Consider the following 14,638-nt stretch of genomic DNA (forward strand, 5'->3'; position numbering starts at 1 on the left):
CTCGATCAACTCGGCGACCTGCTCGTCGCCGATCCGGCGCGGGGCTCCCGAGCGAGGTTCATCCAGCAGGCCATCCGTGCGTTCGCGGGCAAACCGTTCGCGCCACTTGCCGACCGTGTGCTTGCCGGTGCTCAGTTCCGCCGCGATGGCGGTGTTGCTCCGTCCATCGGAGGCCAGAAGCACGATGCGGGCACGCAGGGCGAGCCCCTGGGCTGTCTTGCGGCGGCGGGCCCAGCTCTCAAGCTCAGCTCGTTCCTCGGCGCTCAGGTCAAGCGAGGTGGGGACACGGTAGGCCATCGGCGCCTCCCAACAAACCCACACTTTGCCACAAACTTCAGACGCAGGACACTAGTTGCTCCGACACCCACGCCGACATCTCTCAACGTCATCCCGGGGCTCGCTGCAAGCGAGAACCCGGGATCCATAACCGCTGACGCTCCAGGATGAAGCGGGACGGTGCAAGCTCGGTTCTGCGCCGTCAGCGGTTATGGATCCCGGGTTCCGCTCCGCGGCCCCGGGATGACATCGAGGGTTTCAATGCAGTCGGCCAACTCAAACAGGCACTCAGAAGAAGGCGAAATGGTCTCCGCCCAATGCTGAACCATCCGCGGCTCTGTATTCCGGGCTCCGCTTTCGCGGCCCCGGAATGACGCGGAGGGTGTTGATTCTGTGGTGGCCGATCAAACAAGCTCTCATGAACCACCCTCTTTCCCGGACGACTGCAGCGCCAGCGGAAGGAGATCCGGGAAAGGGAGAGCCTCACGATAAACGTCTGCCTGCAAGCCCGGGCTTGGCCTGCTGGCGCGCGCCGCGGCGTCGGCCCGTCAATGCGCCTCCTGCCAGTTCGCCGCCGCCTTGGCCTCGACGGCGAGCGGCACCCGCAACGACACTGCCGGGTGGGGCGCCTCCTCCATCACCCGGGCGATGATCGGCAGCGCCCGCTCGACCTCGTCGTCGGGCGCCTCGAATACCAGTTCGTCGTGGACCTGGAGCAGCATCCGGGTCGAGAGGCCCGCCTCCGACAGCGCGCCCTCCATGCGGGCCATCGCCCGGCGGATGATGTCGGCCGCCGTGCCCTGGATCGGCGCGTTGATCGCCTGGCGCTCCACCGAGGCGCGCTCCTGCGGGTTGTTGGAGCGGATCTGCGGGTAGTGGCAGACCCGGCCGAACAGGGTCGTGACGTAGCCCTTGTCGCGGCAGATCTTCTTGGTGTCGTCGATATAGGCGCGGATGCCGGGGAAGCGCTCGAAATACTGCTTGATGAAGGCCGAGGCCTCGCCCTGCGGGATGCCGAGCCGGTCGGCGAGGCCGAAGGCCGAGATGCCGTAGATGATGCCGAAATTGATGGTCTTGGCGCGCCGCCGCAGATCCGGGTTCATCTGGTCGAGGGGCACGCCGAACATCGCCGAGGCGGTGGCGGCATGGATGTCGATGCCGTCCTCGAAGGCCTGGCGCAGCTGCGGGATGTCGGCGATGTGGGCGAGCAGCCGCAGCTCGATCTGGCTGTAATCGGCCGAGATCAGCTTGTGGCCGGCATCGGCCACGAAGGCCTGGCGGATGCGCCGCCCCTCCTCCGTGCGGACCGGGATGTTCTGCAGGTTCGGATCCGACGACGACAGGCGCCCGGTCGTGGTGGCGGCGAGCGCGAAGGAGGTGTGGACCCGGTCGGTGCCCCGGTCGGCATGCTCCTGCAGGCTGTCGGTATAGGTCGATTTCAGCTTCGACAGCTGGCGCCATTCGAGGATCCGGCGCGGCAGGTCATGGCCCTGGCCGGCCAGCTCCTCGAGCAGCGTCGCGGGCGTCGCCCACTGGCCGGACAGCGTCTTCTTGGCGCCGGGCAGGCCCATCTTGCCGAACAGGATGTCGCCGATCTGCTTCGGCGACGAGACGGAGAACTTTTCCCCCGCCATCTCCTGGATCTCGTCCTCGAGCCGCGCCAGCGACTGGGCGAAGTCGCCCGAGAGCCGGCTCAGCATCTGGCGGTCGACCTTGATGCCCTCGCGCTCCATCCGCGCCAGCACCGGCACCAGGGGCCGCTCCAGGGTCTCGTAGACGGAGGCCCGGCGCTCGGCGGCCAGCCGCGGCTTCATCAGACGCCACAGGCGCAGGGTGACGTCGGCGTCTTCGGCCGCGTAGGCCGTCGCCTTGTCGAGGGCGACGCGGTCGAAGGTGACCTTCTGGCGCCCGGTCCCGGCGACGTCCGCGAAGGTGATCGGCTGGTGGCCGAGATGGCGGCGGGCCAGTTCGTCCATGCCGTGCGAGCCCTTGCCGGCATCGAGCACGTAGGAGATCAGCATCGTGTCGTCGAAGGGGCGGACCTCGATGCCGTGGCGGGCGAGCACCAGCCAGTCGTACTTGATGTTCTGGCCGACCTTGAGCACCGCCGGATTTTCCAAGAGCGGCTTCAGGCGCGCCTGCACGATCTCCCAGGAGAGCTGCCCCGGCAGCAGGCCGCCGCCGAACAGGTCCTCGCCGCCGCGATGGCTCAAGGGGATGTAGGCGGCCCGGCCCGGCGCGGTGGCGAGCGAGACGCCGACGAGGTCGGCCGTGTTGGCGTCGAGCGCCGTGGTCTCGGTATCGACCGCGACCACCCCGGCCTCGACCGCCTCGGCGATCCAGGCCTCCAGGCTCTCGACCGTGGTGATGGTCTCGTACGACGCGGTGTCGAAGGGCTTGACCGCTTCCGCGGCGCGCGCCGCAACCAGCGTCGTCGGCGTCGCCTCGGCGGGCGCCTTGGGCTTCGGGGGAGCGTCCGGCAGGTCGAGATCGGCGAAGGGATCGACCTCGGCCTTCGTCTCGGGCGCGGCATCCGGCGCGTCGCCGAAGAACGGCGTCACGTCGCTGCCGCCCTTCTCGTTCGAGAAGCCGGTATCGGCGCCCTCCGGCAAGAGGGAGGGGTCGGGCCGCACCGCTTCCGGGTCGACGTGCAGCATCTGGGCGATGCGGCGCGTCAGGGTGTTGAACTCCATCGCCTTCAGGAAGCCGACCAGCCGCTCCGGATCGGGCTTCGGCAGGCCGAGGTCGTCGAGGGGCACCGGCACCGGCACCTGCTCGTCGAGGGCGACGAGCCGGCGCGACAGCCGCGCCTGGTCGATATTGGCGAGTAGCGTCTCGCGGCGCTTGGGCTGCTTGATCGTCGCGGCCTTCTCCAGCAGCGCCTCCAGGCTGCCGAACTCCTTGATGAGGGCCGCCGCGGTCTTCAGCCCGATGCCCGGCACGCCCGGCACGTTGTCGGAGGTGTCGCCGATCAGCGCCAGCGCGTCGCCGATCTGCTCCGGACCCAGGCCCTCCCAGCGCTCCAGGATGGCGGCCCGGTCGAGGTTGCGCTCGGGCCGGTAGCCCGGCTTGCCCTTCTGGCCCGATTCGAAGTCGTAGAAGCGCACGAGGTCGCCGACGAGCTGCATCAGGTCCTTGTCGGACGAGACGATGATGACGCCCGCGCCCCGCGCCTCGGCTTGCCGGGCGTAGGTGGCGATCAGGTCGTCGGCCTCGTAGCGCTGCAATTCGATCGGGTGCAGGCCGAAGGCCCGCACCGCGTCGCGCATCAGCGGCATCTGGCGCTTGAGGTCGTCGGGGGCGTCGGGCCGGTGGCCCTTGTAGTCCGGGAAGATCTCCTTCCGGAACGAGCCCTCGGACTTGTCGAACACGATGGCGAGATGGGTCGGCACGATGCCGGCCGCCCCCTCCTGCACGAACTGCGCGAGCTTGGCGCAGAACAGCCGCACCGCCCCGGTCGGCAGCCCGTCGGAGGGGCGGAAATTGTAGCGTTCGGGCTGGTTGATCGACTGGAAATAGGCCCGGAAGATGAACGACGAGCCGTCGACCAGGAGCACCTGATCGCCGGGGCCGACGGGCTTCGTCTCGGGGGCGGTCTCGGTGCTCATGCGGGCTGACATCTTTTCGGCGGGCTTTGTGAGTCCCGTCTTAGTGCGTCGCCGGGGCGAGGCAAACCGCGGCCGACGCGCGCTCCCCCGGGAACGGGTGTGCCCTGAGCACACCAGGCGCCCGCGAAAGCGCCGCCGGCCCAGCCCAAAAGCTTGACTTGGCGCGGGCGGAGGCTTGGTGTCAGGCTTGAGAGAGCAACCGTCATTCCCCCGGAAGGCTTGAGCGTCGCGGGCCCGCCCGCGGGCCCGCGCCTGCCCCGGGCCCAAGGACCGGCCCATGCGCAACACACCCCTCCTCGCCGCCCTGCTCGCCGGGCTCGCCATCGCTGCCGGCCTGTCCGCCGCAGAGGCCCGCTCGGCCCGCCAGGAGATCGCCCCGGCCGAGGAGCGCGAGTTCCCGTTCGACGCCCAGATCCCGGGCTGCCAGGATGCCGGCGTGCTGGAGAAGATCACCTACCAGTTCGCCGAGAAGGAGGCGAAGTTCTGGAACTCGACGCTGACGATCGCCGCCTACGACACCATCGAGCGCACCGCCTGGCGGCCCTGGGGCGTCGACTTCATTCCCCGCCGCTTCTGCACCGCGGTCGCCACCACCTCGGACGGGGTGCGCCGGCGCGTCGACTACTCGGTGCGCGAGAGCCTCGGCATCATCGGGATGACCTACGGCGTCGAGTTCTGCGTCCACGGCCTCGACCGCAACCTCGCCTACGCCTACGCCTCGGCCTCGTCCTGCCGCGAAGCCCGGCCGTGATGCGGCGCCTCGCCACCGCCCTCCTCGCGACCCTCGCGGCGGCCGTCGCCGCCGGCCCGGCCGCCGCGCAGGGGCGCGGCGGCGGCGGCGAGCCGGGGGTGTTCGACTTCTACGTCCTGGCCCTGTCCTGGTCGCCGACCTACTGCGCGCTGACCGGCGAGCGCCGCAACGACCGGCAATGCGACGCGGGCCGCAACCCGGGCTTCGTGGTGCACGGCCTGTGGCCGCAATACGACCGCGGCTTCCCGAGCGAGTGCGGTGCCTTCTCCCGCAGCCCGAGCCGCCCGGCGATGGACGCGGCCGCGAGCGTCTTCCCGAGCGAGGGCCTGGCCCGCCACGAGTGGCGCCAGCACGGCACCTGCTCGGGCCTCGATCCGGCGGCCTATTTCCGTGCCACCGCCAAGGCCCGCGACGCGGTGACGATCCCGGCCGCCCTGGCGAAGCCGGCGGACGACCTGCGTGCTGCACCCATCGACATCGCCCGCCAGTTCGTCGCCGCCAATCCGGGCCTGCGCCCGGACATGATGTCGGTCACCTGCAAGGCGGGCCGGCTCGAGGAGGTGCGGATCTGCTTCACCAAGGACCTGCGCGGCTTCACCGCCTGCCCGGAGGTGGCCCGCCAGAACTGCCGCGCCGGGGAGGTGACGGTGGGGGCGGGGCGGTGAGCGCACGTCGCCAGACCCGACGGTTATAATATTCTCCGCGTCTTCCCGGGGCCGCGACAGCGGAACCCGGGATCCATAAACGCTGACGATGCCGGATGATGCGGGACGCTGGTCGCGCTATTCTGATATCTCAGCGGTTATGGATCCCGGGTTCTCGGCTTCGCCGAGCCCCGGGATGACGTCGTGCTGTACGATATCCGGGTCGCGAACCGATCGAATGCTGGACGCTGCGATCACGGGACGGCGAGACGAGGGCTCAGGATCCGTGAATTACCGCCACGCCTTCCACGCCGGCAACCACGCCGACGTGCTCAAGCACTGGGTGCTGACCCGGGTGCTGGCGCATCTCCAGCGCAAGGCGACCCCGTTCCGGGCGATCGACACCCATGCGGGCCTCGGCTTCTACGACCTCACCGCCGACGAGGCCGGGCGCACCGGAGAGTGGCACGACGGCATCGGCCGGCTCGACGATCCCTTCCCCGAGGCGGTCGAGACGCTGCTCGCTCCCTACCGCGCCGCGGTCGCGGCGGTGCGGGCGCGCCACGGCGCGACGATCTATCCCGGCTCGCCGGCGCTGATCCGCGAGTTCCTGCGCCCCGGCGACCAGGGGGTATTCGTCGAGCTGCACCCGGCCGACGGCGCGGTGCTGCATGCCCGCTACAACCAGGATGCGCGCACCAAGGTGCTCGCCCTCGACGGCTGGACGGCGCTCCCCGCCCTGATCCCCCCGAAGGAGCGCCGCGGCCTCGTGCTGATCGACCCGCCCTACGAGGTGCCGGGCGAGATCGAGCGGCTCGGCCGAGAGCTCCTGAAGGCCGTGACCAAGTGGGCGACCGGCACCTACCTCGCCTGGTACCCGATCAAGGACGCCGCCGCGGTCGACCGACTCGCCGCCACCCTCGACGCCGCCCTCCCCCGCCCAGCCCTGCGCCTCGACCTGCTGATCCACCGGCCCGACCCGATGCGCCTGAGCGGCAGCGGGCTCATCGTCGTCAACCCGCCCTGGACCCTGCGCGAGGAGGCCGACATCGTCCTGCCGGCTCTGGCCGAGCGCCTGGCGCAGGGCGGCTACGGTGCTTTCCGCTGCGCCCCGCTCGGGCCGCCGGCCTGACGCGTCAGCGCAGGGCCTCCAGACGGGGCCTGAGCGCGTGGCGCCGCTTGTGCTCGGCGATCAGCGCCTCGATCCGCGCGGACCACTCCGCCCGCTTGCCCTGCTTCAGATAGGCCGTCCGGGCATGGGCGAGCCAGGCGGCTCCCTTCTCGTAGAGGCGCGACGAGCCGCCGTTCAGGAACGGTTGGGCCCGCTCCTCCGCGAAGCGGGCGACCCAGGCGGGATCCCGCTCCAAAGCCGCCTCGGCCAGGCGGTGCAGCACGTCCTCGTCGACGTAATCCTCGCGGCTGAACTCGGCCGCCCGCATCGCATCGCCGATCAGCCGCTCCTCGAGCAGGATCGCGATCCGGTCGTGGGCGAAATCGGACTTGGCCAGGATCGTCAGGAGGTCGTCGCGGACCGGCTCCCAATCCTTGCCGGCGACTTTCCGGGCGGCGACGTAGTCTTCGAGGGCGCGGCTCTCCGCGAAGGTGGCGCGGGCTCCCTCCAGGGCGAGGTCCCGGCGTTTGAGCGCGGCGGCTTCGTCGCGCAGCCACCGCGCCAGGGCTCCGGCCGATCCGCTCGCCTCGTCGGCGCGGCGCAGGCCGGATCGCGCCAGGGTGAGCGCCTGGTCGGCATGCCCGGCCTCGCGCAGGCGCCGGGCGAGGGTGAGAATCTGGTCCGGCCCCGCGACGTGCCTGGTCGCGTAGGCGACAGCCTCGTCGACCCGATCGAGCCGCACCAGCATGTCGGCATAGGCGGCATCGTCCCCGGCGGCCCGGGCGAGGTTCAGGTATTCCTCGCTGCGTCCCGTGGCCGCGAGGGCCCGCAGGCGCACGGCGACGAGATCTTTCTCGGTCTCCGGCAGGGACGCTCCGGCTTTGCCGGCGAGCACGGCCTGCAGCGCCGGCGCGTCCCAGCCGGCGGCGAGCGCCGCGGTGACGCGGGAGAAGCCGTCGGGCGCATAGTCGCTCAGTTCGGCCTGCCAGCCCTCGACCGTCTCGAACAGGTCGTCGCGCTCGTCCTCCGAGAGGTCGCCGATCAGGACCGCCTCGGCCATCATCCGCCCGAGATCCTCGAACAGGAGGTACATGTCCTCGTCGGTCTCGGCCATCTCGCCGAGCCACTCCTCGATGAAGGGCTCGGCCACCGCCACGAGGACGCGCAGGGCGTTGCGCCCGTCCCCGGCCTCCAGGAACGGCACCGCCTTCCCGACGAGGGTCTGCAACTCGTCGGACGGACCGGCGGAGTCGTAATCGTCCCAGTAGCTCCGCGCCCGGTGGGCCAGCAGCGTGCGGGCCTGCGCGGCGATCGGCGCCGGATCGACGGCATCCCGGCCCGGGGCGACGGCGAGCTCGACCTCGATCCAGCCGGCGAGATCGGGGTCGGCCTCGGCCCGGCGCAGGAGCAGGGTCGCCAGGGACTCGCGCGGCAGGTCGTCGAGGATCTGGCGCAGGGTCGGGCGCTCGGCCACCGCCCCCGGCTTGCCGGCGGCGATGAGGGTCGCGACGGCGTGCTTGCAGACGTCGCCCCACTCGTAGGGGCAGGTGCAGCGAAGGTCGGTCGCGCGACCGTCCTTCAGGTGGATCGTGACCCGGTAGGGCGCGTCCTCGCTGCCCGCGACCGCGGCGGTGAGCACGTCGCCGCGGCGCACGAGGTCGGAGACGGCGCCCGCGCGCGCCACCTCGCGGCCACGCTCGACGATCTTCGGGTCGGCGAGCGCCTTGATCGCCGCCTCGCCCGGCAGGGCGGCGGGCGCTTCCCCCTTGGTGACGCGTTTGCCGACCCGCCTGACCGTCACGCCGCGATCCGCCCGTCGAGCGGAAACACCTTGGCCGGGTTCATCAGCCAGGCCGGGTCGAACACCGCCCGCACCCGCATCTGCTGGTGCAGGTCCTCCGGGTTGTACTGGACGGTCATCAGGTCGCGCTTCTCGATGCCGACGCCGTGCTCGCCGGTGAGGCAGCCACCGACCTCGACGCAGAGCTTCAGCATCGCCTCGCCGGCGGCCTCGGCCTTCTCCATCTCGCCGGGCGTGTTGATGTCGAACAGGATCAGCGGATGCAGGTTGCCGTCGCCGGCGTGGAAGACGTTGGCGCAGCGAAGCCCGTAGGACTTCGTGATCTCGCCGATGCGCTCCAGCACGCGGGGCAATTGCCCGGTCGGGATGGTGCCGTCCATGCAGATGTAGTCGGAGATGCGGCCCGTCGCGCCGAAGGCCGACTTGCGGCCCTTCCAGATCGCGGCGCTCTCGGCCTCCGACTGCGAGACCTTGAGGCTCGTCGGGTTGAAGGGCTTGGCGATCTCGACGATGCGGGCGAGCATCGCGTCGCACTCCTCCTGGCAGCCCTCGACCTCGATGATCAGCATCGCCTCGGCATCCAGAGGATAGCCGGCATGGGCGAAGGCCTCGCAGATCGCGATCGCCTCGCGGTCCATGTACTCGATCGCCACCGGGATGATGCCGGCGCCGATGATCGCCGCCGTGCAGGCGCCCGCATCCTCGACTGTGCCGAAGCCCATCAGCGCCGGCCGCGCGCCCTCCGCGGCGCGCAGGATCCGCACGGTCGCCTCGGTGACGATGCCGAGCTGGCCCTCCGAGCCGCAGACGAGGCCCAGAAGATCGTAGCCGGCGGAATCGAGGTGGTCGCCGCCGATCTCGACGACCGTGCCGTCGATCATCACCAGGGTCACGCCCATCAGGTTGTTGGTGGTGACGCCGTATTTGAGGCAGTGGGCGCCGCCCGAGTTCATCGCGATGTTGCCCGCGATGGTGCAGGCGAGCTGGCTCGACGGGTCGGGGGCGTAGAAGAAGCCCTCGTGGGCCACCGCGGCGCTGATGGCGAGGTTGGTGATGCCGGCCTGGACCCGGGCGGTGCGGTTGGAAAAGTCGACCTCGAGCACCCGAGTCATCTTGGCGACGCCGAGGATCACCGCGTCCTCCTGCGCGATGGCGCCGCCGGCCAGCGACGTGCCGGCGCCGCGGGGCACCACCTTGACGCCCTGCGCGTGGCAGTAGCGCAAGACCGCCGAGACCTCCGCAGTCGTCGAGGGCAGCACCACGGCGAGCGGCATCTTGCGGTAGGCGGTGAGCCCGTCGGTCTCGAAGGCGCGGCGCTCGTCCTCGCTGGTCACCAGGGCCTCGGGCGCGACGAGGCCGCGCAGGCCCTCCACGATCGCGTCGCGGCGGGCGAGGATCGCGGGATCCGGGGGCGGGAAGGCGATCGTCATGGCGTGTCCTCTCGGATTCTTCTCGGATCGGCCGGGACCGTGTCCGTCGGGCCGGTCCTTGGTGCCCCATCCTACCGCAGGCGAGGGACCCCGCCCAGGCAGGGGTCGCCCCCGCACCTTGGTCCGATTGCGCGCGAGCGCGGCAGAGCTTCTTTTCGTCGCATGGGACCCGGCGCGAACCGTCGGCGTTTTTAACTGTACCAATCTGCAGGCTGGGCCATATCCCCTTGGGCCGGTCGCGAACGACGTCCGTTTGGAGGGAACCTCATGCGTCAGCTCATCCTCGGTGCCGCCCTGGCGGCTCTCCTGCCCTTCGCCGCCCAAGCCCAGAGCGCGGGCGACGCGGCCGCCGGCGAGAAGGTCTTCGCGCCCTGCAAGGCCTGCCACGCCTTCGGCAAGAACGGCGTCGGCCCGGACCTCACGGGCGTCATCGGCCGCAAGGCCGGCACCCACGAGGGCTACAACTATTCGGCCGCGATGAAGAATTCCGGCCTGACCTGGGACGAGGCGACGTTCCGGGATTACATCCACAACCCGAAGGCCAAGGTGCCGGGCACCAAGATGATCTTCGCCGGCATCACCGACGACAAGAAGGTCGCGGACCTGATCGCCTATCTCGAGACCAAGAAGTAAGGGCCGGAGCATTTTCCGACGAAGTGGATACCGGTTCGTCGCAGAAAATACGGCAAAACCAATGATCGAGGCCCCGGCGGCGTCCGCCGGGGCCCTTTATTTCGGTGGCTCTCGGCGCGGCGGACGCTGCGCTGAGGTGAGTGCTCAATCGCCGACGCCCTCGCGCCCCTGGACGGCCATCAGGGTGGCGGTGAGGAGCGCGACGAGCTTCTCGCCGCCCTCGCTCTCCGAAAAGACCTCGGCCTGCGCGAGCGTCAGGGTGCGGCCGGCCTTGACCACCCGGCCGCGTGCCAGGATGCGCCGGCCGGCCGCCGGCGCGAGCAGGTTGATCTTGAACTCCGCCGTCAGCACCCCGGCGCCGGGCGGCATCAGGGTCAGGGCGGCGTAGCCCGCCGCGCTGTCGGCGATGGCGCTCACCGCCCCCGCATGGACGAAGCCGTGCTGCTGCGACACCGCCGGCCCGGGCACGAGCGCGATCTCGACCGCGCCGGGGGCCACCGCCTCGAGCGTGGCCCCGAGGGTGCGCATCAGGCCCTGCTTGTCGAAGCTGGCGCGCACGCGCGCGTCCGGTGTCAGGTCCGTCACAGAGCCCCTCCCGCGGGATTTTTCTTGTAGAGGTGTTGAGGCACGGCCGCGGCCGCGCTGTCCAGCGTTCTCACCCTCCGAGGCCCCATGACCTCCCCCGATTCCGACCCGGCCGGCTGGCGCCCCTTCGACGATCCGGGCTTCCTCTCCCTGGTCGGCCCGGTCCTGCTGCGCGAGGAGGGCGAGGCGGTGAGCTTCGCGTTCCGGGCCGAGCCCAAGCACGCCAACCTGATCGGCGTGGTGCAGGGCGGCATGATGATGACCTTCGCCGACCGGGCGCTGGGTTTCGCCGCCATGCGGGCCGCCGGGGGCGCGAACTGCGTCACGGTGCAGTTCGAGATGCAGTTCGTCTCGGCCGGGCGCATCGGCGAGACGATCACGATGACGCCGCAGGTGGTGCAGCGCACGGCGAGCCTGGTTTTCCTGCGCGGCGACGCGGTCTGCGACGGCCGCATCGTCGGGGCTGCGACCGGCGTGTGGAAGATCCTGCGCCGCCGGCCGGATGCCGGGCCGGCCTGACGCGACCGGTCCGCGTACGGCGCGGCCCCGGCGCGTCGGGGGTGCCTCAATTGGTGAGCGTCGGGTAGGCGCTCGTCGGCCCGATCCCTTTCGGCACCGGCACTTTGCTCGCGCCGTAATTCGCGTTGACGACGAGACGCGGCGCCTCCGACAGCGCGAGCCTGCGCGCGACGATGGCGGTGTATTCCGACTGGTCGGCGACGACCTGGTTGGCGGAGACCAGGAAGGTGCCGCGCGGCAGGTAGATCGTGCCGACGAGACGGCGGGCGTTGTCGCTCATGATCTCGAAGACCCGGTTCGCCGGAGCCGCGCGGTCCTCGAAGAACAGCAGGCCCGCCATCGTACGCGCCGTCGGCTCGTCCAGCGGGGCGCTGAGCGACACGTTCGAGCGCGGCATGAACTGGATCGGACGGGCGATGTCGTCTTCGTCCTTTTCGACCGAACCGGTGAAATAGAAAGCCACCCTGTCGCCGCTCAACGAGGCAGCCGGAAGGTTCGTCGGCGATGTCGGGCAGCGCAGGCGAGATTTTATCCTCTGGGAGACGAAACTGCGATAGCAGAGGCAGGATACGCGCCTGAGGCGCCCGGACGCGTCCTTCACGAAATCCGAGCCGACCACGAGCGGACCGTCCTTGATGATGTAGACCCCGGGTTCAAGCCTGACATTCGCTCCCGGCTTCAGAATGAGGCCGCCGCAATAAACACCTTGGGTCAAGGTTGTGCTTCCGCTCTCCACCACGAAGGGGCGGTTGCGGTGGTCGTTGATGCAATGACCCATGGGCGGGGCGACGCGACCCGCGAGTGGATCCTTGATCGCCGGGCAGCCCGTGATCGGCACGGGCTGGTAGTGCTGGGACGTGCCGGCATAGCCGCCGACCGCGCAGGCTTTCATCGCGCTCAGCTTCGACGCGTCGCGGGCATCGATCGCCGCAGGGGACGCCGACATCGCGTAGACGGAGCAGCCGGTCGCGGAGACCTGGGCGTTGTTGTTCAGGCCGATGGCCTGCCCTGCCCGGTCCTCCAGCGCCACGATGCACACCTTGGACGTGCCGACGATCTCGGCGGTCGCCCGGACGACGATGTCGGTCAGGTAGGGCGCGACGAGCTTCGTCATGATCGCGTGCTTGCGCTGCGACAGGGTGAGCCTGACGCCGGTCGGCGCCTGATCGCGCTCGTTGACCAACGCGACCGCGAAGGGATCCTGCGCCTGGTTTCGGCGATAGACGGGCTCGATCGCGAGGTTGATCCATTCGTCGCGGATCTTGGTCTCCGCCAAGCTGTCCGTCTGGCCCTTCGCCACGGCCCAGGCCCGGCCCTTGTCGAATCCGCCGACCTGCATGTCGGAGACGACGGCGAGCGCCGTCACGTCGACGAGATTCTGGAGTTTCTGCTTGCGGAGCAGCCAGGTCGCGTAATCGACGCTGATGCCCAGGCAACCCAGGAAGACGGGAGCGAGGAGCGCGAAAGCGAGGGCGACGCCTCCGCGCCGGCTGCGGACGAAGCAGCCGACGCAACCTGTAACGACGCGGAACATAAGCATCTTATCCTATATTGCAAATATCTTGAGCGCAAATTCGTGAATTAAAGCCTAATACTATGCACTAGATTCAAAGTTACAAGAATTTTAGCAAGGAATAAAAGCCGCAATTTCCTGGAATAAGGATTATTCTAGGAAATATTTCTTTATCATCGCGGAGGACATCTACGGTAAGTAATGTCGTCCCGACGCCGCATCGATCACAAGTTGTTCCGTCGGCCCCGAATGCCATCGTGGACGGGACGTCCTCCAGCCCGCCCCGCATCGGGCACCGGCCCTGCATCGAGAAGCTCGGGGACCCACTGGACGGCCCTGGGCAGGCCGGGCGACGGCGCCATGCCCCGGTCTCGCACCGGCGCGCCTGCACAACCCGTTCCGATCCGCTATGTAAAGCGGGATGACGCACGATCCGAACGGTACCCCGCCCGGCGGGGTCCTCGAACGACTCACCGCTTCCCTGGGCGCGGAGGGCGCGCGGCGCGGGCCCCCGCCGGTCGAGCGCTGGAACCCGGACTATTGCGGCGAGATCCCGATGCGCATCGCCGCCGACGGGACCTGGCACTACAACGGCAGCCCGATCACCCGGCCGGCCCTGGTCCGGCTGTTCTCCACCATCCTGCGCCGCGACCCCGACGGGCGCACCGTCCTGGTGACGCCGGTGGAGCGGGTCGGGATCGAGGTCGAGGACGCGGCCTTCCTGGCGGTCGAGATGGCGGTGGAGGGCGAGGGCGAGGCCCGCGCCATCGCCTTCCGCACCAACCTCGACGACGTCGTGCCCCTCGACGACGCCCATCCCCTGCGGTTCGAGCGCGACCCGGAGGGCGGGTTCAAGCCCTACGTCGCCGTGCGCCACGGCCTCTGGGCCCGCCTCACCCGGGCGCTCGCCTACGACCTCGTGGAGCTGTGCGAGGAGCGCGAGGAGGCGGGGGAGACCTGGTTCGGGTTGCCCGCCGGCGGGCGCTTCCACCGCATCGCCCGATCGTCCGAACTCGGTTCCGGCGAATTCGGGGCGGCCGAGCCGTCGTGACCGATCTCGTCGCGTCCACCGCCCTCGACCTCTTCCTGGAGCGCGCCCGCGCGCGCCTGCGGCCCGAGCCGCCGGGACCGCACGATCCGACCTCGAATCCCACTCCCCCTCGCGGCGACCACGACCTCGAGCCCGACGTGCTGGAGGCGGCGCTCGCCCGCCCGCCCCGGCTCGCCGCGGTGCTGGTGCCGGTCGTGCCGCGCGACGACGGGGTGTCGGTGCTGTTCACCCAACGGTCGGCGCATCTGCGCGACCATTCGGGCCAGATCGCCTTCCCGGGCGGCAAGATCGATTCCAGCGACCCCTCGCCGCTCGCCGCGGCCCTGCGGGAGGCGGAAGAAGAGATCGGGCTCGATCGTGCGGCGGTGACGCCGCTCGGCTACCTCGATCCCTACCTGTCGGGCACCGGCTTCCTGGTGACGCCGGTGGTCGGGCTGGTGGCGCCGGACGCGACCCTCACGCTCAACCCGCACGAGGTGGCCGACGCCTTCGAGGTGCCGCTCGCCTTCCTGATGGATGTGGCCAACCACGCCCTGCACAGCCGGGAATGGCGCGGGCGACAGCGGCGCTACTACGCGATCCCCTTCGGCGAGCGCTACATCTGGGGCGTGACCGCCGGCATCGTGCGCAACCTCTACGACCGGCTCCACGATTCGGACGAACCGACTCCCCGATAGGACCTCTCCCCTGATAAGACCTGCACTCCGATAGGACCT

At 70.1% G+C, this 14,638-nt stretch carries 13 protein-coding genes; 7 read left to right on the plus strand and 6 right to left on the minus strand.

Annotated elements, in window-relative coordinates:
• A partial coding sequence (locus tag BM430_RS12905) for a helix-turn-helix domain-containing protein (RefSeq protein ID WP_143132019.1) occupies positions 1–297 on the minus strand: 297 nt, incomplete at its 3' end.
• A gap of 527 nt (positions 298–824) precedes the next feature.
• The gene (gene polA, locus BM430_RS12910) at positions 825–3,884 is read right to left on the minus strand and encodes a DNA polymerase I (protein ID WP_093567669.1); all 3,060 of its coding nucleotides are present in this window, start codon (positions 3,882–3,884) and stop codon (positions 825–827) included.
• Between the two features lie 277 nt (positions 3,885–4,161).
• Here polA and BM430_RS12915 point away from each other — a divergent pair, with 277 nt between their 5' ends.
• From BM430_RS12915 to rlmJ, 3 genes are all read left to right on the plus strand, one after another.
• Positions 4,162–4,635, plus strand: a complete 474-nt coding sequence (locus BM430_RS12915; protein WP_093567670.1) for a hypothetical protein — start codon at positions 4,162–4,164, stop codon at positions 4,633–4,635.
• Positions 4,635–5,300 (plus strand): ribonuclease T2 family protein, encoded by a 666-nt coding sequence (locus BM430_RS12920; RefSeq protein ID WP_093567671.1) that lies wholly within the window; start codon positions 4,635–4,637, stop codon positions 5,298–5,300. Before BM430_RS12915 ends, BM430_RS12920 begins: the two co-directional genes overlap by 1 nt.
• 265 nt (positions 5,301–5,565) lie before the next feature.
• Positions 5,566–6,411 carry a 23S rRNA (adenine(2030)-N(6))-methyltransferase RlmJ gene (gene rlmJ / locus BM430_RS12925; RefSeq protein WP_093567672.1) on the plus strand — a complete coding sequence of 282 codons (846 nt, stop codon included), beginning with the start codon at positions 5,566–5,568 and terminating at the stop codon, positions 6,409–6,411.
• Positions 6,412–6,415: 4 nt separating this feature from the next.
• On the opposite strand, the gene BM430_RS12930 is transcribed toward rlmJ, so the two are convergent.
• Both BM430_RS12930 and BM430_RS12935 read right to left on the minus strand, forming a co-directional pair.
• The gene (locus BM430_RS12930; protein WP_177303030.1) at positions 6,416–8,191 is read right to left on the minus strand and encodes an SWIM zinc finger family protein; all 1,776 of its coding nucleotides are present in this window, start codon (positions 8,189–8,191) and stop codon (positions 6,416–6,418) included.
• Positions 8,188–9,621, minus strand: coding sequence for an FAD-linked oxidase C-terminal domain-containing protein (locus tag BM430_RS12935; protein ID WP_093567674.1), 1,434 nt, complete (start codon positions 9,619–9,621; stop codon positions 8,188–8,190). Before BM430_RS12935 ends, BM430_RS12930 begins: the two co-directional genes overlap by 4 nt.
• Before the next feature lie 267 nt (positions 9,622–9,888).
• Here BM430_RS12935 and BM430_RS12940 point away from each other — a divergent pair, with 267 nt between their 5' ends.
• On the plus strand, positions 9,889–10,254 hold the full coding sequence (locus BM430_RS12940; protein WP_093567675.1) for a c-type cytochrome: 366 nt from the start codon (positions 9,889–9,891) through the stop codon (positions 10,252–10,254).
• 144 nt (positions 10,255–10,398) lie between these two features.
• Here the strand turns inward: BM430_RS12940 and BM430_RS12945 are convergent, their stop codons facing one another.
• Positions 10,399–10,839, minus strand: a complete 441-nt coding sequence (locus tag BM430_RS12945) for a PaaI family thioesterase (RefSeq protein ID WP_244539476.1) — start codon at positions 10,837–10,839, stop codon at positions 10,399–10,401.
• Positions 10,840–10,926: 87 nt separating this feature from the next.
• Here BM430_RS12945 and BM430_RS12950 point away from each other — a divergent pair, with 87 nt between their 5' ends.
• Positions 10,927–11,358 (plus strand): PaaI family thioesterase, encoded by a 432-nt coding sequence (locus BM430_RS12950; protein WP_093567676.1) that lies wholly within the window; start codon positions 10,927–10,929, stop codon positions 11,356–11,358.
• A gap of 46 nt (positions 11,359–11,404) precedes the next feature.
• Here the strand turns inward: BM430_RS12950 and BM430_RS12955 are convergent, their stop codons facing one another.
• Positions 11,405–12,892 carry a pilus assembly protein TadG-related protein gene (locus tag BM430_RS12955; RefSeq protein ID WP_093567677.1) on the minus strand — a complete coding sequence of 496 codons (1,488 nt, stop codon included), beginning with the start codon at positions 12,890–12,892 and terminating at the stop codon, positions 11,405–11,407.
• Positions 12,893–13,292: 400 nt separating this feature from the next.
• On the opposite strand from BM430_RS12955, the gene BM430_RS12960 reads away from it, so the two are divergent.
• Together BM430_RS12960 and BM430_RS12965 are read left to right on the plus strand one after the other, a co-directional pair.
• On the plus strand, positions 13,293–13,922 hold the full coding sequence (locus tag BM430_RS12960) for a DUF1285 domain-containing protein (RefSeq protein ID WP_093567678.1): 630 nt from the start codon (positions 13,293–13,295) through the stop codon (positions 13,920–13,922).
• Positions 13,919–14,599, plus strand: a complete 681-nt coding sequence (locus BM430_RS12965; RefSeq protein ID WP_093567679.1) for a CoA pyrophosphatase — start codon at positions 13,919–13,921, stop codon at positions 14,597–14,599. Before BM430_RS12960 ends, BM430_RS12965 begins: the two co-directional genes overlap by 4 nt.
• Positions 14,600–14,638: the final 39 nt, after the last annotated feature.

Source organism: Methylobacterium sp. 174MFSha1.1 (genome assembly GCF_900116815.1).
Classification (GTDB): Bacteria; Pseudomonadota; Alphaproteobacteria; order Rhizobiales; family Beijerinckiaceae; genus Methylobacterium.